The sequence below is a fragment of the Enterococcus sp. AZ109 genome (assembly GCF_051714625.1).
Taxonomy (GTDB): Bacteria; Bacillota; Bacilli; order Lactobacillales; family Enterococcaceae; genus Enterococcus_A.
Genome location: NZ_JBIOSF010000001.1, coordinates 2,762,242 through 2,781,137 on the forward strand (window position 1 = coordinate 2,762,242; position 18,896 = coordinate 2,781,137).

The following is an 18,896-nucleotide window of genomic DNA, read 5'->3' on the forward strand; positions in this document are numbered from 1 at the left end:
TATCGTAAGCGAATACACTGAATTTATCCAATAAGAGAAGGAGAAAAGATATGAAATTTTGTACGTTTCGTTACCTAGAAAATGAATTAGTAGGATTAGTGTCAGCTGATGAACAAGTTGTTTTTGATTTAAAGGAAGTAGATGCGTCGATTACAAAGATGGAAATACTGATTGAAAAGTACCCGGATCTTGAAGAAGCATTAGCTGAAAAAATAAATCAGCTAACACCTATTTCTATGGATGAGATTGAGCTATTATCACCGATACCTCGACCAAAGCATGACATATTGTGTGTGGGGGTTAATTATCGTCTACATGCAATCGAATCAGCGAAGTTTGCTGGTAGAGAATATCTTGCTCCGAAACATCCGGTATATTTTTCGAAACGCGTGAACCAAACAGTTAAACCTGATGGTATGATCCAAGCACATGCTGATATCACTGAGAAGTTGGATTACGAAGTTGAATTGGCTGTTATTATCGGAAAAACATGTTCTAAGATTTCACCTGATGAGGTTTTCGACGCTATTTTTGGTTATACAGTAGGTAATGATGTATCCGCAAGAGATATGCAAGCGGCTTATGGACAGTTTATGTTTGGTAAGAGCTTGGATGGTTTTGCACCTTTGGGACCTTGGATTGTTACGAAAGATGAGCTTTCTCAGCCGCCACATGTAAATCTAAAAACTTATGTAAACGGTGAGCTGCGACAAAACAGTAACACATCAGATCTTATTTTTGACTTACCTTATATGATTAGTGAGTTGTCTCAAGGAATCACGTTAGAGCCAGGTGATATCCTGCTGACCGGCACGCCAGCAGGAGTTGGGATGGGATTCCAACCACCTAAGTTTTTACAAGCTGGTGATGAAGTTATTTGTGAAATCGAAGGTATTGGTCAGTTGAGAAATACAATTTATTAGAAATAAATGGGGGTGGAAAAATGACACAATTTATAGCAAATAGTGCCGATGTATATGGGGATGTGACTCTGGGGGAGGGATCAACAGTATGGTTTCAATCTGTAATTCGTGGAGACAGTAATTCTATTACTATTGGCAACGTAACTAACATTCAAGATGGGACAGTAGTCCACGTAGACCATGATGCACCTGTAGTCATTGAAGACTATGTAACAGTTGGACATGCGTGTATTATTCATGGCTGTACAATCCGTTCAGGTGCCTTAATTGGAATGGGAAGCACCATTCTAAATTATGCAGTAATCGGGGAAAATAGTTTAATAGGTGCAGGTTCGCTAGTTACTGAAAATACAGTAATTCCGCCAAATTCACTAGCCTTTGGGTCACCTGCTCGTGTAGTTCGCTCGTTGACACCAGAGGAGATTGAAAAAAATCGTCAAAATGCACTTCATTATCAGGAGCAAGGCGCTGATTATTTGGTGGGTAAATTCCGACCGTATGAAGGGAAAAGATCATGAGAGAGGATGGATTTCTCCGCCTCTATTGTGAATTACAGAAAATCTTTTCAGAAGACGACTTACGAGAGCTGCTTATTTATCTAGATCATCAACAACGTTTCTTAGTTTTCCATGAAAAAGGGATGTATGTCTTAGAAAATACTGCCGAAAAACCTTTTCGCTATTATCCTACACGATTATTGAAGCCTTGCAGCGTTCATTCTTGTGATGGCCAGTTCCAACTAATTATTGAAACAATTGGCTGCCAGCAGTACAAATTAATTTTTGAAGAACAATCTAAGGCATACCAAGTTATGACTGCTTTAATAGAGATTTTTCGCTGATAACTCCAGAGACACTTTAGTGTATATTTTTTGAAATCATTGTTATACTTTGAAAAAAGGGGTGTTCGTATTGAATGGTGCTAAAATGAACGGTGAGCCGGTGACTCAAGAAATGTTAGAGACAAAAGGTTACAAAAGATACCATGGTGAAGGCATTGATATTTATTATAATAAGGATATCTGTGCGCATATTGGGAATTGCGTTCGCGGTAACCCAGATATTTTTGAAGTGGGGCGACGTCCATGGATTATTCCAGATAACGGCAGCGTAGAGAATGCCGTATATGTAGTGGATACTTGTCCAAGTGGTGCTTTGAAATACATTCGAAAGGAAGAATAATCATGGAAATGAGAGAAGAAAAAAATCGTTTAGTATTAATTAACGACGAAGGTCAAGAAGTAGGGGAAATGACGTGGTCTGATGCAGGAGAAGACATTATGATAATTGATCATACTTTTGTTGATCCGGCTTATCGTGGACAAAAACTAGCTGAAGGTTTAGTACGACAAGGTGTAGAAATTGCCCGTAGAGACCATAAAAAAGTTATCCCACTGTGCCCCTATGCAAAAAAAGAGTTTGAACAAAAAAATGAATATAATGATGTATTAAGAAAATAAACAAAAAGCGACTCCCTCTAGTCAAATGCTTAGAATTATGCTAAAGTTATTCTGAGATAGTTTGTGACAAAGGAGGAGCTTTTTTTTGTATAATATTATTTTAGGCGTGATTTTAGTATTGTCTGTGATTATTATCATTACGATCATGATGCAGCCAAGCAAACAAAACAGTGCAGCAAGTGCATTTACCGGAGGAGCAGACCAGCTATTTGGTAAGCAGAAAGCACGTGGGTTTGAAGCGGTTATGCAACGATCAACTGCTATTTTAGGTGCGGTTTGGATGATACTTTTATTCGTATTGATGTATTTATCAAGCAAATAAGGCAAACAACCTCTCGCTTATTGAGAGGTTTTTTTTTCATGTGGAAAAGTATAAGTTTTATGATTAAAACGTCTGTTAGGGCAAAATTAAATACACTAGGCTGCAAAAACTGACTTTTTTAGGTAGTGATCTGAGAGAATTTTTGGAGTTTTATTTACTAACAAGTAGTTAATTAGTTAGTCAGTAATTCTACTTTTTCAATCGAGTTTCCTGGAATTTGTGGTGGAATTGACATAGTCATCACAGGTAAGCCTTTTAGTGTGCAGTTAACTGTATTTCCCGTAGTCAAAGTTTCTGGTTTCGAAGACAATTTTTCAATTGGAACATTTAAAATTACACCGTTTGTTTCAAAAGCGGGTACAATATCTTCAGGATCAGCTATTTTTTGAATTGACTGCAAAGTAAGCTGCAGAATAGCTGAATCCGCATCACTAATTATGGAATTAGTTATTTCACCTGTAAAAATAGTTCTCATCGTTGTTTTCTCCATTGTTTGATTAGTTGATGAAACGTCTGTAACACTGCTTGTTGGATCCTCAGCCGGGTTACTGCAAGCTGCCAGCAGGATCAAGGCTGCTAACAGAAAAAAGACTTGTTTCATAAGAATGAATTCCTCCTAACTTATAAGGTAAAGTTCAGTATACGCAATTGTTTTATTAAATGACAAGTGAAAATTGTCAGTAATAAAAATGTTGTACAGCATTTTTATTCCTTAGACGGTGAAACTCTAGTATTATCAAATATATGATAAAATGAAGCGAGGAGTTGATGACTATGGTTCAAATGAAAACACCTAAACCGATCTTTTTACCACACGGATCGCGGGCAGTTTTATTATTACACGCCTATTCAGGCAGTCCCAACGATGTCAGAATGCTTAGTCGGTCATTGGAAAAGTTGGATTATACGGTTTATGCACCGAAGTACTCAGGACATGGTACGAATGATCCGTTAGATATTTTAACTCAAAAACCTATAATCTGGTGGGAAGAAACTAAAAAAGCACTTTCGTTTTTACAGGAACATGGTTATGAACAAATCGCAGTATTTGGACTATCAATGGGTGGCATTTTTGCAACCCGTCTGTTGACCGAGCAAATGCCTGAAGTTGTAGGCGGCGGCTTTTTTTGTTCACCAATTAGTCCAGTAAAAAATACGGTAGTGGAAAGCTTTCTACTATACGCTAAGCAAGTTTTAGAAAGCAGTGAGGCAACAGCGGTGGACAAGCGAATCGCTTCATATCGGGAATTAATTCAAGAGCAGTTTAGCTTAATTCAAGAGCAGGCGAGCCTTGCTTATGAGAAATTACCTGACCTGCAACAGCCTTACTTTATGGCTCAGGCCGCTAAGGATCTTATGATTGAGCCAATGGGAGTTTTTAAAACAGCTGAGAAACTAAAAGGCACTCGTTTTCAATTAAATTGGTACCCCAAAAGCGGTCATGTGATTACCGTTGGGCCAGAAAGAAGACAATTAGAACAAGATGTAGCTGATTTTTTAGCCAGTCTTGATTGGAGAGAATAAAATGACAAGAAAAACAATTAAGGATGAGATTCTATGCTTCTTTAAAAACACTAAGAAGAAGACCTTTTCCATGGAGGAATTAGCCCAACATATGGGCATGCAAAAGAGTACTGATTACAAATTGTTGGTGCAGACAATTGCTCAAATGGAGCGAGAGAAAAGTATTGAATTTAATAACAAAGGAAAGATAAAATTACCCTTTGAGCCGGCAACGGTTGAGGGGATTTTTCGTATGAATGAAAGAGGTTTTGGATTTGTCACGATCGATCCGGAAGAGCCAGATATTTATGTCTCCAGTGATGCTACTAATTACGCTATGAATGGCGATACAGTTTTAATCGACATTGTAAAAAATGCGGATCCGTTTGGCAGTAGAGGTGCGGAGGGACGAGTAGTTTCCATCAAAGAACGCGCTATCCATCAAGTAGTTGGTGAATTTTCCGCTTATACACCAGATGAAGTTGAAGAAACTGATCTGTATGGAGTGGTTACACCAAAAGACAAAAAAAATGCACCATTTAAGGTGTTTGTAGCTGCCGAAGGGATTCAGCCAGTTGATGGAAGTATCGTTGTGGTCGAAGTGACGCATTATCCTGAAAAAGGTTACGCTTCCAGTTTGGAAGGCTTAGTGAAAAAAGTAATTGGACATAAGAATGATCCCGGGATGGATATCTTATCTGTTGTAGTCGCTCAAGGTATTCCAACAAGTTTTCCAGAAGAAGTTTTAGATGCCGCTGATGCGATACCTGACCAAATTGCTGAAGAAGACTTGGTCGGACGCCGTGATTTAAGAGACCAAACGATTGTAACGATTGATGGTGCTGATGCTAAAGATTTAGATGACGCCGTAACTGTTCGCAAATTAGCAAACGGCAATTATTTTCTAGGGGTTCATATCGCAGATGTATCCTACTATGTTACTGAAGGAAGTGTGTTGGATCAAGAAGCCTTTGAACGTGGGACGAGTGTGTATTTAACAGATCGTGTAATTCCGATGATCCCACAGCGTTTATCCAACGGTATTTGTTCTTTAAATCCTCACGTACCTCGGTTAGCCATGAGCTGTGAGATGGAGATAGACACGAGTGGAACGATAATATCTCATGAGATATTTCCTAGTGTCATCCAAACAACCGAGCGTATGACCTATTCAGCTGTAAATGGCATTTTGGAAGAAGCCGATGCAGAGTTAATTAAACGTTATGAATCATTAGTGCCAATGTTTACTTTAATGAAAGAACTTCATGAAATCTTAGAGAGTCGGCGAACTAATCGTGGAGCAATTAATTTTGAAGACCGTGAGGCAAAAATATTAGTTGACGAAGACGGAGCACCTTTGGCGATCGAGCTACGATCTCGCGGCGTCGGAGAGCGTCTGATTGAATCCTTCATGCTGGCTGCTAACGAAACTATTGCAAAGCATTATAACGATTTGAAACTGCCATTTATTTATCGGATTCATGAGCAACCTAAAGAAGAAAAAATGCAACGTTTCTTCGATTTTGCTGCTGCATTAGGTATTTTGGTTAAAGGAACGAAAGAAAGTATTACACCTAAGGATTTGCAGCAAGTAATTTTGGATGTAGAAGAAAAGCCGGAAGCTGCTGTTATCAATACGATGCTATTAAGAAGTATGCAACAGGCTCGCTATTCTGAGGATAACTATGGACACTACGGATTAGCTGCTGAGTATTATACTCATTTTACATCGCCAATTCGCCGTTATCCTGACTTGATCGTCCATCGACTAATTCGAACATATGAAAAAAGTCGTAATGAAGAGGTTCAGGAGAAATGGGCAGAGGCTTTACCAGAAATTGCTAAGCACAGTTCGGATATGGAACGTCGAGCTGTCAACGCTGAACGTGAAGTGGATAGTTTGAAGAAGGCGCAATATATGGCTGACAAAGTCGGTGAAGAGTTTGAGGGGATTATCAGTTCCATTACGAAATTTGGTATTTTTGTTGAATTGCCAAATACGGTAGAAGGCTTGATTCATCTAAATGAATTGAAGCAGGACTATTTCCATTTTATAGAAAATCAACTGGCTCTAGTGGGAGAACGTACGCGTCAAACCTTCAAGATTGGTCAAAAGGTGAAAATTAAAGTAGCCAAGGCGGAGCCAGAAACGCGAGAAATCGACTTTGAGTTATTAGAAGCCGAAGAAATTCCAGCTTTAGAAGCACCAGTTCGCAATCGAAGAAGAGAAAAATCTTCCTACAACAAGGATAACAAGGAAAAAACAGAACGAAATAAACCACGTAAGAACAAGAAAAAAACAAAAGGGAAAAAGCCTTTTTATAAATCAGTAGCCAAAAAGAAAAAAGGCGGTAGAAAGTAGGGATAAATATGCCGAAAGGTGAAGGGAAACTAATTGCACAAAATAAAAAGGCTCGCCACGATTACACAATAATCGATACGGTTGAGGCGGGGATTGTTTTACAAGGAACAGAAATCAAATCGATTCGCAATAGTCGAATCAATTTGAAGGATGGCTTTGCAAGGGTTCGTAATGGAGAGATGTACTTATATAATGTACACATCAGTCCTTATGAGCAGGGAAATATATTTAACCACGATCCTTTAAGAACAAGGAAGTTGCTACTTCATAAAAAGCAAATCGAACGATTTATTGGAGAAACAAAAAACACTGGAGTGACTATTGTACCTCTTAAAGTCTATTTAAAAGATGGTTATGCGAAAGTGTTACTTGGGCTAGCCAAAGGGAAACATCAATATGATAAACGGGAAACTCTAAAACGTAAGGATGTAGATCGTCAAATTAGTCGAACATTAAAAAATTATAGTCGATAATTAAATATCCTTTTTCGCATATTTGAAAAGAATTTCTTTACTTAATTATGAATTTTGATACGATTAGTAATTATCATAATAGCTCTTTGTGGGCTAAAATGCTTGATATTATCACCTTTTTTTGCAGATCAATTTCTATTAGAAAAAGCAATAGGAATTATTCGATTTTTTTCATGAAAATCCTTTGAAATTTGCGAGTGATGGTGGTAGTATACGTTAGTATTTTGTCAGGGATGACAAATACGGCGTATTCAAGCATTAGGTTACTAGGAAAAGAGGTGAAATGGATTGGATGAAAAATCTTGGGTTTTTCATATTGGTCCAATATGGTTTGACGGGACTGTAACAACAATGATCCTATTGACTTGTCTGATTGTCTTCTTTATTGTGTTTTTCTGCACGAGAAAGCTATCTATGAAGCCAACAGGGAAACAAAATGCTATTGAGTGGTTGGTTGATTTTACCTCAGGAATAGTTAGCGACAATATGCCACGAAAAGAAGTGAGTAACTTTAGTCTTTTATCTTTTACGCTATTTCTTTTCATTTTTGTTGCCAACCAAATCGGATTGGTTACAAAAATTGTTACACCCAATGAGATATCCTTATGGAAGAGTCCAACGGCTGACCCTTTTGTAACAATGGGGCTTGCTATGATGGTATTAGTACTATCAAACCTCTTAGCATCAGAGCGATTTGGCTTAGCAGGATATATTAAGAACTCGTTCTTATCGCCGATGCCAATGTTGTTACCAATCAAGATTATGGAAGAGTTCACGAATGTTATTACATTGGGCCTTCGTCTTTATGGAAACATTTACGCTGGTGAAGTATTGCTGTCTTTAATTGCCAGCATGATAACCAGTCTTGGTTGGATTGCAATTCCGATTGCAATTCCGCTAGAAATGATCTGGATTGCATTTTCATTATTTATTGGCAGTATCCAAGCATTTGTCTTTACCACTTTATCAATGGTGTACATTGGTCATCAGATAGAAGTCGAAGAGTAAACAAGAAAACAAACACTTTAGGAGGATTTTTAATTATGAACTATATCGGTGCGGGAATCGCAATTTTAGGAGCAGCAATTGGAGCTGGCTATGGTAACGGGAAAGTTATTTCAAAAGCAATTGAATCTATGGCACGTCAACCAGAAATGTCTGGTCAAATTCGTTCAACGATGTTTATCGGTGTTGGTTTGATTGAAGCGGTGCCAATCTTGGGTGTCGTATTAGCGATGCTGATGGTCTTTAACGGCTAAGAGTAACGAAGTTGGTTGCTACTTTTATATGTAGTCATTTGAATACTATCTATTCAGAAAGGAAGACCGAGTATGCTGAATCTAGTTATCGCTGAAGCTCCCAACACAACGCTCGGTAATTTAATCGTTGTTACTGGATCGTTTTTGATCCTGTTGCTACTATTAAAAAAATTCGCTTGGAAGAGCGTTATCGAGATTTTAAAGAAACGGGAAGAAAAGATCGCCAACGATTTAGACTCTGCTGAACAATCGCGGATTAAAGCAGCTCAATTAGCGCAAGAACGTGAGACGCAATTGCAAAGCTCCCGCAGTGATGCAGCAGATATTATTAAAAATGCCAAAGAAAACGGTGAACTGAGCCGTCAAAACATCATTAAGGATGCGAAGGAAGAAGCAACTCGCTTGAAGGATCGAACAAAAGTTGAAATCAAAGAAGAGCGGGAAAATGCTTTAACTGCAGTAAAAGATGATGTGGCAGACCTTTCTTTGCAAATCGCAGAAAAACTTTTAAATAAAGAGTTGACTGGCGATGCACATGAAGAGTTAATCAATCAATATATTGATAGACTAGGAACAACCAAGCATGAAGCTTGATAAATATACAGTTGGTAAACGTTATGGAAAAGCTTTGTTTGAATTGGCGGTCGAAAAACAAGCGATCGATGACATTTATCAAGATTTATTAACCATTCGTCAAGTTTTCAAGGAAGTACCTGACTTAGGAAATATTTTGTCTGATGTTCGTTTGACCGGAGATGAAAAAGCAGCGATTATGGAACAATTTGCCCAAGGTTTTGAAGGAGTTGTCAACAACTTCCTATGGGTGGTTTATGACTATAATCGAGTTGACGACCTTTTATTTATGATTGATGAATACGAACGCCGTTACGATAGCTTAAATCAAGTTGCTTTAGGAACCATTACGACAGCTGTACCTATCTCTGAAGAAAAACAACAAGAGATCGAAGCGAAAGTCGCTGATATTTTTGGCTACAAAACGGCCAATCTAACCCCTATAGTCGATGAATCGATTATTGGTGGTGTCATTGTAGAAGCTGATCATCAAGTGATCGACGGCAGCCTCGCCAGCCAATTAAATGGCCTACGAGCAGCACTTAGCAAAAAGTAAGAAGAGGTGAAATGAATGGCCATCAAAGCAGAAGAAATCAGTGCATTGATCAAAGAACAGATCGAAAACTATGATAATAAATTGTCTGTGGAAGAAATTGGCACAGTCACATACGTAGGGGACGGGATCGCTCGTGCCCACGGACTAGAAAATGCAATGAGCGGAGAACTGTTGGAATTTTCCAACGGTTCATATGGAATGGCTCAAAACTTGGAAAGCAATGATGTCGGTATTATTGTTTTAGGAGAATTTGAAACCATTCGTGAAGGCGATAAAGTAAAACGTACAGGTAAAATCATGGAAGTCCCAGTTGGCGATAGCATGATCGGACGAGTGGTTAATCCGCTTGGTCAACCAGTCGATGGACTTGGTCCAATCGAAACCAGCAAAACACGTCCAGTGGAAGCATTAGCTCCCGGCGTTATGCAGCGTAAGTCAGTCAACGAACCAATGCAAACCGGCTTAAAAGCGATTGATGCACTAGTTCCAATTGGCCGCGGCCAACGGGAATTAATCATTGGTGACCGTAAAACAGGTAAAACATCTATCGCCATCGATACAATCATTAACCAAAAAGGTCAAAACATGATTTGTATCTATGTCGCAATCGGTCAAAAAGAATCAACTGTTCGTTCACAAGTTGAAACTTTGCGAAAATACGGTGCTTTGGATTACACCATCGTAGTTACAGCTGGTGCTTCTCAACCAGCACCACTGTTGTATATTGCACCTTACGCTGGAACAGCGATGGGTGAAGAATTTATGTACAACGGCAAACACGTATTAGTTGTTTTTGACGATTTGTCAAAACAAGCTGTGGCTTACCGTGAACTTTCTTTACTATTACGTCGTCCGCCAGGTCGTGAAGCGTACCCAGGGGATGTCTTTTATTTGCACTCACGTCTATTAGAACGTGCAGCTAAATTATCTGATGAATTAGGCGGTGGTTCATTGACTGCCTTACCATTTGTTGAAACACAGGCAGGCGATATTTCAGCGTATATTCCAACGAACGTAATCTCTATTACCGATGGACAAATCTTCCTTGAAAACGACTTGTTTTATTCAGGTATTCGCCCAGCGGTTGATGCCGGATTGTCTGTTTCTCGGGTTGGTGGTTCTGCGCAAATTAAAGCAATGAAGAAGGTTGCCGGTACTTTGCGTCTAGACTTGGCCAGCTTCCGTGAATTAGAAGCCTTTACTCAATTTGGTTCTGATTTGGATGCGGCTACGCAAGCAAAATTAAATCGTGGACGTCGAACGGTTGAAGTATTAAAGCAAAAATTACATGATCCACTGCCCGTTGAAAAACAAGTAGTGATCCTGTATGCCTTGACTCATGGCTTCTTAGACAGTATTCCAGTTAATAATATTTTGAACTTTGAAGATCAATTGTTTGAATACTTGGATGCAAACAACCAAGAGTTGTTTGCTACGATTCGTGAAACGAAGGATTTGCCTGAGACGGATCAATTGGATCAAGCAATCCAAGCTTATAAAGACATTTTTGATGCAGCAGCAATGCAACAAAACCCAGCATAAACGAGGTGAGAAAACTAAATGGCATCCTTAAATGAAATCAAGACGCGCATTGCGTCAACGAAAAAGACCAGCCAGATCACTAATGCGATGCAAATGGTATCAGCTGCGAAATTAACCAAATCGGAAGCCTATTCTGCCCGTTTTCAAATTTATGCCTCAAAGGTGCGTGAAGTACTGACACACTTAACTGCCAGTGAACTAGAAGAAATTGCGACTTCTGATCATGATATTAATGGGATTAACTACCATAGTATGCTGATTAATCGTCCAGTAAAAAAAACCGGCTACATCGTAATTACTTCTGACGGTGGTTTAGTGGGGGGCTATAATAGTTCTATTTTGAAACAAACAATGACAATGTTAGAAGACGATCATGACTCCCAAGATGAGTATGTTTTATTGGCAATTGGCGGCACTGGAGCTGATTTTTTCAAAACTCGTGGTGTGAAATTAGCCTACGAATTGCGAAATTTATCTGATCAACCCAGCTTTGATGAAGTACGCAAGATTGTATCTATGACAACCAGCATGTATGAGAATGAAGTATTTGATGAACTATACGTTTGTTACAATCACCATGTGAATTCGTTGTCTAGTCAATTTCGTGTGGAAAAAATGCTGCCGATTTCTGACTTGGATCCTGACGAAGCAGAAACATATACCCAAGAGTATATTTTTGAACCTTCTAAGGAAGCAATTTTGGATCAATTATTGCCGCAGTATGCTGAGAGCTTGATTTATGGAGCGATTGTCGATGCCAAGACAGCAGAACACGCTGCAGGGATGACTGCGATGAAAACTGCGACAGATAATGCCAAATCGATTATTGGTGATTTAACTATTTCTTATAACCGGGCACGTCAAGCGGCGATCACTCAAGAAATAACAGAAATTGTCGGCGGGGCTTCCGCCTTAGAATAATTTCGAGATTGGAGGAAAAAACATGAGTTCAGGCAAGATTGTTCAAGTAATTGGTCCCGTTGTTGACGTGGAATTTTCATTAGATCAATCCTTACCAGACATCAACAATGCGTTGATCGTCTATAAAAATGATAAAAGCAAAGTCGTACTTGAAGCGGCATTAGAACTTGGCGACGGAGTCATTCGGACCATCGCAATGGAATCGACTGATGGTTTGCAACGAGGCATGGAAGTTGTGGATACCGAAAAACCAATCTCAGTCCCAGTTGGAACCGAAACACTCGGTCGGGTCTTCAATGTCTTAGGTGAAACTATCGACAACGAAGCACCCTTTCCTGAAAATGCCCAAAAGAGCGGGATTCATAAAAAAGCACCTGCTTTTGATGAATTAAGCACAAGTAATGAAATTCTAGAAACAGGAATCAAAGTTATCGACCTTTTAGCTCCCTATTTAAAAGGTGGTAAGGTTGGTTTGTTCGGTGGTGCCGGTGTGGGTAAAACCGTATTGATTCAAGAATTGATTCACAATATTGCCCAAGAACACGGTGGTATTTCAGTATTTACCGGTGTTGGTGAACGTACCCGTGAAGGTAACGACCTGTATTTTGAAATGAAGGAATCAGGCGTTATTGAGAAAACAGCCATGGTTTTTGGTCAAATGAACGAGCCGCCAGGTGCCCGGATGCGGGTTGCCTTGACTGGTTTAACTTTGGCTGAGTATTTCCGTGATGAACAAGGACAAGATGTTCTTTTGTTTATCGATAATATTTTCCGTTTCACTCAAGCTGGATCAGAAGTATCAGCCCTTTTAGGCCGGATGCCTTCTGCCGTTGGGTACCAACCAACGTTAGCGACAGAAATGGGACAATTGCAAGAACGGATTACTTCTACTAAAAAGGGTTCAATTACATCGATTCAGGCGATTTACGTGCCGGCTGATGACTACACTGACCCGGCTCCTGCTACGGCTTTTGCCCATTTGGATGCGACAACCAACTTGGAGCGTAAATTGACAGAACAAGGGATTTATCCAGCGGTGGACCCATTGGCTTCTTCTTCCAGTGCCTTAGCACCAGAGATCGTAGGAGATGTACATTACCAAGTAGCAACTGAGGTTCAACGTCTTTTACAACGTTACCGCGAATTGCAGGATATTATTGCTATTTTGGGGATGGATGAATTATCTGATCAAGAGAAGGTCGTCGTGTCTCGGGCACGCCGGATTCAGTTCTTCTTGTCACAAAACTTCCATGTAGCTGAACAGTTCACTGGTCAGCCAGGATCTTATGTACCAGTTGAGGATACAGTAAGAGGGTTCAAAGATATTTTGGAAGGGAAATACGATGACCTTCCAGAGGATGCTTTCCGCAACGTAGGGAAAATTGAAGAAGTAGTCGAAAAAGCAAAATCTTTAGGCTACTAGAAAGAGGTGCCCTATGGAAAATAAAGAAGTGCTCAATGTAAATGTAGTGACGCCCAATGGTTTAGTCTATGATCATCATGCAACAATCGTAGTTGCTAAAACAGTTTCAGGCGAGCTAGGGATTTTACCAAAACATGCACCAATTATTGCGCCGCTAGCGATCGATGAAGTAAGAATTAGACGAACGGATGCAGATACTCATGTTGACTGGGTAGCAGTTAACGGGGGGATTTTAGAAGTTCGCGATAATACTGTTACAATCATCGCTGACTCAGCTGAACGTGAACGTGATATAGATGTTTCGCGTGCTGAACGGGCGAAACAACGTGCCGAACAACGAATTCAAGAAGCGAAAGAGCAACACGATGCAGATCAGCTTCGTCGAGCGGAAGTAGCCTTACATCGAGCGATGAATCGAATTAAAGTTTCAAAGCATACGTAGAATTGAGAGGTTATGACAGAAGTGTTCGGCTTATTTCCGAAAGAGCTGCTTCAGTTACACCGATTATGCGGTTTTCAGTGGCTGTGACGTTTTATGTCACAGCCATTTTTTGTACTAGCAAGTTGATAATATAGGTTTTTCAATTTCTAAAAGTTTTTTTAAAGTCTTATAGAATAGCAAAACATTCTACTTTCCTATAAACTGTGATATAATCCGTTTGTTGATTTTCTTTGAGAGGAAGACATAAATGCAAGTATATGGTATAGACGCAATTATTCGAATTGTTTCACACTTTGCTTTTATCTATTTAGCTTTCTGGGCATTACGTTCGTTAAGAACAGAAAAACTATTTAAAGCATTCCATGAAACACAAATTCGTATGACAATTATGATGGCTTCTGTAGCACTGGGATTTACATTTAGTACTTTCTTTTTGGAAATCATCGTTATGTGTAAAAATATATTTTTAAGTTATCAATAATTACAAAACAACTAACTACATATAAAATGTGTAAATCGGTTATATCGATTTTTTGGAGGGAACGTAATGGAAGAGATCATCGTTCGAGGTGGAAGAAAATTAAACGGTACAGTGAAGATTGAAGGGGCAAAAAATGCGGTATTACCAATCTTAGCTGCTAGTTTATTGGCTGAAGAAGGAACAACTAGATTAAGCAATGTACCGATACTATCTGATGTTTTCACAATGAATCAGGTGATTAGCTATTTAAATGCGGAAGTTGTACTTGACGAAGTTACTAAGGAAATCACAATAGATGCGACAAAAGAACTAGAGGTTGAAGCTCCATATGAATATGTAAGTAAAATGCGGGCATCTATTGTAGTAATGGGACCTTTATTGGCCCGCAATGGACATGCAAAAGTCGCATTACCTGGGGGATGCGCTATTGGCAAGCGACCAATCGACTTACACTTAAAAGGATTTCAGGCTTTAGGGGCTAAAATTATTCAAAAAAATGGCTATATCGAAGCAATTGCAGATGAATTAACAGGAAGCAACATTTATTTAGATTTTCCTAGTGTGGGCGCAACTCAAAACATTATGATGGCCGCAGTAAAAGCTAAAGGAACTACTGTTATTGAAAACGTTGCTCGCGAACCTGAAATTGTAGATTTAGCAAACTTTTTAAATAAAATGGGAGCACGTGTCTACGGTGCTGGTACAGAAACGATGCGCATAGAAGGTGTTTCTCAAATGCATGCTGTTTCACATCCAATTGTTCAAGACCGTATTGAAGCAGGTACATTCATGGTAGCTGCTGCTATGACTGAGGGAAATGTGTTAATTGAAGAAGCCATTTCTGAGCACAATCGACCATTGATTTCAAAATTAATGGAAATGGGTGCGGTAATTACCGAAGAATCCAATGGATTACGTATAGTAGGTCCTAAATATATCAAGGCCACTGATGTGAAGACGATGCCTCATCCTGGTTTTCCAACGGATATGCAGGCTCAAATGACAGCTATTCAAACAGTAGCTGATGGAGTCAGTACAACTGTAGAGACAGTCTTTGAGAATCGTTTCCAACATTTAGAAGAAATGCGTCGCATGAATGTCGATGTGAAAATTGATAATAATGTAGCGATTATTAAAGGAAATACAAAATTACAAGGTGCAGAAGTCTATGCAACTGATTTAAGGGCAGCTGCAGCTTTAATCTTAGCTGGTTTGCGTTCTGAAGGGATCACTCGAGTGCGCAATTTAAAATACCTAGATCGTGGATACTATCAATTTCATCGTAAACTACAATTGCTAGGTGCTGATGTTGATCGTGTAGATAGTGAAACTGGTGACACAGTAGAACAATCGGCTGTATTTGCTTAAGGAGTGAGACTATGAGTTCAAGTGATCATATTTTACGCAGTTTAATAAAGATTGTCGGCGTTTTATTGGCAGGAGTCATTCTGTTTATTGTCGGCAGTATGATTGGCTATGGAGTCATGGGTGGCGGGAATCCTTTTGGTGTATTGCTCCCTGGAGTATGGCGGCATATATTAGATTTTGTTCAATGATTACACTATGAACGATCTGTTGCTTGATATTTATTATCCAAACTATGTTAGTATTTGTTCTTCTTGCGGTCTAATCAGTCCGCGTCGCAGTTTGCGATTTGTAAGGACTTATTGACCATAGTTTGGATTTTTTAGTTATAGTTAGTTTCAACTGTTGTCTTATTTCGAAAGGAAGTACCTATATATATGATTAAGAATGGTTTGATTTTACTTGTGCGAGGCTATCAGCGATTTATCTCACCGTTGTTTCAGCCGTCCTGCCGTTATTATCCATCTTGCTCAAGCTACATGATTCAAGCTTTGCGAGTGCATGGAACTCTCAAGGGTATTTTAATGGGAATTGCCAGAATTTTACGTTGTAATCCTTTTGCTCGTGGTGGCATTGATTTTGTACCGCTTCAATTTTCATTACACAAAAATACAACAGATGAAGATCCGCCAAACTATGATCAGTATCGATCATGATTAGACTTTTGAATTCAGGTGCAGTGATTGTCAGTCACGAAAGAGATTATAATGATAAATTTAAGTTTCAAGCTTTCTAAAAATGTTGTTCATAGGATATTAGTTTATGCTTTAAATGGCATCAATACTACTATAGAAGTAAGTGAAGGAATATAGAGTGTTGCATTTCTAGACTGTTAGTGAAAATGCATGCCTAAATCTTAAATGGTATTTATAAAATTCGATTTATACTGACGTTGTGGATAATATATTTTTCCAAAAGCCTAGCAGAACCATTTTCTACAATTCTTAGCAATTGAGAATACTCAATCCTTAAGAAGGAACCTTTGTATCATACTACTAATCAAAGGTTTTTTTATTGCAAAAATGATGTAAGCGTTATGAAATATTCAATATCAGCGAATTATTAAAATATTCAGAAAATTTAATTGACAGTGAGAAAGAAATCGGCTATATTGATACTTATCTTAGCGTACTATCATTATTTTATTAGGGGGAAATAGGATGAAAAAAAGTGTATTTGTTGCGCTAGCAGCGGGTTTGTTCTTGTTTGGCGCATGCGGTTCGCCTTCAGCAAATTCTAACGGAGACAGCGGTGGCGGCAACAGCGCTGACAGCGATACAATCAAGATCGGCGGAAACTTCGAATTATCTGGAGCAACTGCAGCATATGGGGAAGCAGAAAAAGAAGCAGCTGACTTGGCAGTTGAGGAAATCAATGCCGATGGTGGTATTTTAGGCAAACAAGTTGAATTTGTTGCTAAAGACAATAAATCAGACAACAATGAAGCTTCTTCAGTAGCAGCGAACTTAACAACTAACGATAATGTAGTAGCTGTTGTTGGACCTGCAACTTCTGGAGCAGTTAAAGCAACCTTGCCAAACTTGACGAAATCACAGGTTCCAGGTGTAACACCATCCGGAACAGATGATGGTATCACTGTTCAAGGGGACAACGTTCAGCCTTATATTTTCCGGGCTTGCTTCCAAGACAGCTTCCAAGGAATTGTTTTAGCGAAATACGCACAAGACAACATGGATGCCGATAAAGCAGTTATCTTTGGCGATAGCGCTAGCGACTACGCAGACGGCTTGACTAAAGCCTTCAAGAGTACTTACAAAGGCGAAATCGTTGCAGAAGAAAAATTCACTGCTGGAGACAAAGATTTCCAAGCAATGTTAACAAAAGTAAAAGATCAAGATTTTGACGTAATCTTCATTCCTGGTTACTACACAGAAGCTGGTTTGATTATCAAACAAGCACGTGAAATGGGTATTGAACAACCAATCGTTGGAGCTGACGGTTTTGGTGATGAAAAACTAGTTGAAACAGCAGGCGCTAGCAATGTGTCCAACGTTTACTACACTGGTCACTTCTCAACTAAAGCACCAGCAACTGATAAAGTTCAACCATTTATCGATGCATTCCAAGAAAAATATGGTCGTCAACCATCTTCATTTAATGCACTAGGCTATGATGCTATTTACATGATCAAACAAGCAATTGAAGATCAAGGTGAAGCAACTCCAGCTGCAATTACTGAAGGTTTGGCTAACTTGAAAGACTTCGAAGGCGTTACAGGTAAAATTACGATGGATGAAGAACATAACCCAGTGAAATCAGCTGTAGTTCTTGGTCTTACTGATGGAAAAGAATCTTCTGCTGAAACTGTAAATCCTTAAGCGTTTAAGCAGGCAAGGCAAGACAAGCATGCTTGTCTTGCCTTTATTATTTGAAAAGAGAGTGATTAGATGGAAATATTCATCCAGCAATTGGTAAACGGCCTGTTTCTAGGCAGTATTTATGCATTGATGGCTTTGGGATATACCATGGTTTACGGGATTATCAAATTGATCAACTTTGCCCACGGTGATATTTATATGATCGGGTCGTTCATCGGCTATTTTTTGATTAACCAATTTAACATGGGCTTCTTCCCGGCTTTGCTTTTATCGATGATCGGCAGTGCGATTTTAGGAGTTGTTATTGAATTTCTAGCGTACCGGCCATTAAGAAATTCTACTCGGATTGCAGCCTTAATTACCGCAATTGGGGTATCGTATTTATTGCAAAACACAATGATCTACTTCTTCAGCTCCACAACAAGACCGTTTCCGCAAGTTATTCCCTTGCAAACGTATCGAATCGGTTTCTTGCAAGTATCCAATATTCAATTGCTGATTTTAGGTGTATCTTTATTATTAATGATCTTATTGAATTTAATTGTACAAAAGACCAAAATGGGAAAAGCAATGCGGGCAGTAAGTGTAGATGCTGATGCGGCACAATTGATGGGAATTAATGTGAATCGTACAATTTCCTTCACCTTTGCACTAGGCTCAGCTTTGGCTGCTGCTGGCGGGATGATGATCGGGCTTTACTATAACTCGATTGAACCGATGATGGGGTACATTCCAGGTCTTAAATCATTTATTGCGGCCGTATTAGGTGGGATCGGTTTGATTCCAGGTGCGGCAATCGGTGGTTTTGTTATTGGTTTAATTGAGACTTTAACCACAGCATTGGGATTCTCAGATTTCAAGGATGCGGTTGTATATGCTGTCCTGATTCTTATTTTATTAGTTCGTCCGGCCGGAATTTTAGGCAAGAACATCAAAGAGAAAGTGTAGGTGAA

Annotated in this window: 24 protein-coding genes; 23 read left to right on the plus strand and 1 reads right to left on the minus strand. The window is 39.2% G+C overall.

Annotated elements, in window-relative coordinates; genetic code table 11:
* The first annotated feature begins 50 nt into the window (after positions 1-50).
* The 6 genes from IGI42_RS13565 to secG all read left to right on the plus strand — a co-directional run bounded on the left by IGI42_RS13565 (position 51) and on the right by secG (position 2,704).
* Positions 51-923 carry a fumarylacetoacetate hydrolase family protein gene (locus IGI42_RS13565; protein WP_438716398.1) on the plus strand — a complete coding sequence of 291 codons (873 nt, stop codon included), beginning with the start codon at positions 51-53 and terminating at the stop codon, positions 921-923.
* 20 nt (positions 924-943) lie between these two features.
* Positions 944-1,441 (plus strand): gamma carbonic anhydrase family protein, encoded by a 498-nt coding sequence (locus tag IGI42_RS13570; RefSeq protein WP_438716399.1) that lies wholly within the window; start codon positions 944-946, stop codon positions 1,439-1,441.
* Positions 1,438-1,764, plus strand: a complete 327-nt coding sequence (locus IGI42_RS13575) for a hypothetical protein (RefSeq protein WP_438716400.1) — start codon at positions 1,438-1,440, stop codon at positions 1,762-1,764. The genes IGI42_RS13570 and IGI42_RS13575 overlap by 4 nt, the downstream gene beginning before the upstream one ends.
* A gap of 85 nt (positions 1,765-1,849) precedes the next feature.
* Positions 1,850-2,104: a (4Fe-4S)-binding protein gene (locus IGI42_RS13580; protein WP_438717049.1), complete on the plus strand. Its 255-nt coding sequence runs from the start codon at positions 1,850-1,852 to the stop codon at positions 2,102-2,104.
* A 2-nt stretch (positions 2,105-2,106) separates the two neighbouring features.
* Entirely contained in the window at positions 2,107-2,382 is a 276-nt protein-coding gene (locus tag IGI42_RS13585) for a GNAT family N-acetyltransferase (RefSeq protein ID WP_438716401.1), read from the plus strand.
* 85 nt (positions 2,383-2,467) lie between these two features.
* Positions 2,468-2,704: a preprotein translocase subunit SecG gene (secG, locus tag IGI42_RS13590; protein WP_010760007.1), complete on the plus strand. Its 237-nt coding sequence runs from the start codon at positions 2,468-2,470 to the stop codon at positions 2,702-2,704.
* Positions 2,705-2,876: 172 nt separating this feature from the next.
* On the opposite strand, the gene IGI42_RS13595 is transcribed toward secG, so the two are convergent.
* Positions 2,877-3,305, minus strand: a complete 429-nt coding sequence (locus IGI42_RS13595; RefSeq protein ID WP_438716402.1) for a hypothetical protein — start codon at positions 3,303-3,305, stop codon at positions 2,877-2,879.
* Positions 3,306-3,478: 173 nt separating this feature from the next.
* Between IGI42_RS13595 and IGI42_RS13600 the strand changes: the two genes are divergently transcribed.
* The 17 genes from IGI42_RS13600 to IGI42_RS13680 all read left to right on the plus strand — a co-directional run bounded on the left by IGI42_RS13600 (position 3,479) and on the right by IGI42_RS13680 (position 18,891).
* Complete coding sequence (locus IGI42_RS13600) at positions 3,479-4,228, plus strand: alpha/beta hydrolase (RefSeq protein WP_438716403.1); 750 nt, start codon at positions 3,479-3,481, stop codon at positions 4,226-4,228.
* Position 4,229: 1 nt separating this feature from the next.
* Positions 4,230-6,569 (plus strand): ribonuclease R, encoded by a 2,340-nt coding sequence (gene rnr / locus IGI42_RS13605; protein WP_438716404.1) that lies wholly within the window; start codon positions 4,230-4,232, stop codon positions 6,567-6,569.
* A gap of 8 nt (positions 6,570-6,577) precedes the next feature.
* The gene (gene smpB, locus IGI42_RS13610) at positions 6,578-7,042 is read left to right on the plus strand and encodes an SsrA-binding protein SmpB (RefSeq protein WP_438716405.1); all 465 of its coding nucleotides are present in this window, start codon (positions 6,578-6,580) and stop codon (positions 7,040-7,042) included.
* 288 nt (positions 7,043-7,330) lie between these two features.
* A complete protein-coding gene (gene atpB / locus IGI42_RS13615; protein WP_438716406.1) occupies positions 7,331-8,050 on the plus strand; it encodes a F0F1 ATP synthase subunit A in 720 nt (239 codons plus the stop codon).
* A gap of 35 nt (positions 8,051-8,085) precedes the next feature.
* Entirely contained in the window at positions 8,086-8,301 is a 216-nt protein-coding gene (gene atpE / locus IGI42_RS13620; RefSeq protein ID WP_438716407.1) for an ATP synthase F0 subunit C, read from the plus strand.
* A 72-nt stretch (positions 8,302-8,373) separates the two neighbouring features.
* A complete protein-coding gene (gene atpF / locus IGI42_RS13625) occupies positions 8,374-8,895 on the plus strand; it encodes a F0F1 ATP synthase subunit B (protein ID WP_438716408.1) in 522 nt (173 codons plus the stop codon).
* A complete protein-coding gene (atpH, locus tag IGI42_RS13630; RefSeq protein ID WP_438716409.1) occupies positions 8,885-9,430 on the plus strand; it encodes an ATP synthase F1 subunit delta in 546 nt (181 codons plus the stop codon). Before atpF ends, atpH begins: the two co-directional genes overlap by 11 nt.
* A 15-nt stretch (positions 9,431-9,445) precedes the next feature.
* The gene (gene atpA, locus IGI42_RS13635) at positions 9,446-10,972 is read left to right on the plus strand and encodes a F0F1 ATP synthase subunit alpha (protein WP_438716410.1); all 1,527 of its coding nucleotides are present in this window, start codon (positions 9,446-9,448) and stop codon (positions 10,970-10,972) included.
* Positions 10,973-10,990: 18 nt separating this feature from the next.
* The gene (locus tag IGI42_RS13640) at positions 10,991-11,893 is read left to right on the plus strand and encodes a F0F1 ATP synthase subunit gamma (RefSeq protein ID WP_207674488.1); all 903 of its coding nucleotides are present in this window, start codon (positions 10,991-10,993) and stop codon (positions 11,891-11,893) included.
* A 22-nt stretch (positions 11,894-11,915) separates the two neighbouring features.
* Positions 11,916-13,316, plus strand: a complete 1,401-nt coding sequence (atpD, locus tag IGI42_RS13645) for a F0F1 ATP synthase subunit beta (RefSeq protein WP_438716411.1) — start codon at positions 11,916-11,918, stop codon at positions 13,314-13,316.
* A 13-nt stretch (positions 13,317-13,329) separates the two neighbouring features.
* Positions 13,330-13,758, plus strand: a complete 429-nt coding sequence (locus IGI42_RS13650) for a F0F1 ATP synthase subunit epsilon (RefSeq protein ID WP_438716412.1) — start codon at positions 13,330-13,332, stop codon at positions 13,756-13,758.
* A 247-nt stretch (positions 13,759-14,005) separates the two neighbouring features.
* Positions 14,006-14,239 carry a DUF1146 family protein gene (locus IGI42_RS13655; protein WP_438716413.1) on the plus strand — a complete coding sequence of 78 codons (234 nt, stop codon included), beginning with the start codon at positions 14,006-14,008 and terminating at the stop codon, positions 14,237-14,239.
* Positions 14,240-14,305: 66 nt separating this feature from the next.
* On the plus strand, positions 14,306-15,607 hold the full coding sequence (murA, locus tag IGI42_RS13660; protein WP_438716414.1) for a UDP-N-acetylglucosamine 1-carboxyvinyltransferase: 1,302 nt from the start codon (positions 14,306-14,308) through the stop codon (positions 15,605-15,607).
* Positions 15,608-15,618: 11 nt separating this feature from the next.
* Positions 15,619-15,795 carry a DNA-directed RNA polymerase subunit beta gene (locus tag IGI42_RS13665; protein ID WP_438716415.1) on the plus strand — a complete coding sequence of 59 codons (177 nt, stop codon included), beginning with the start codon at positions 15,619-15,621 and terminating at the stop codon, positions 15,793-15,795.
* Positions 15,796-15,981: 186 nt separating this feature from the next.
* Complete coding sequence (gene yidD, locus IGI42_RS13670; RefSeq protein WP_438716416.1) at positions 15,982-16,260, plus strand: membrane protein insertion efficiency factor YidD; 279 nt, start codon at positions 15,982-15,984, stop codon at positions 16,258-16,260.
* 504 nt (positions 16,261-16,764) lie between these two features.
* On the plus strand, positions 16,765-17,943 hold the full coding sequence (locus IGI42_RS13675) for an ABC transporter substrate-binding protein (protein WP_438716417.1): 1,179 nt from the start codon (positions 16,765-16,767) through the stop codon (positions 17,941-17,943).
* Between the two features lie 69 nt (positions 17,944-18,012).
* On the plus strand, positions 18,013-18,891 hold the full coding sequence (locus IGI42_RS13680) for a branched-chain amino acid ABC transporter permease (protein ID WP_438716418.1): 879 nt from the start codon (positions 18,013-18,015) through the stop codon (positions 18,889-18,891).
* The last annotated feature ends 5 nt before the right edge of the window (positions 18,892-18,896 follow it).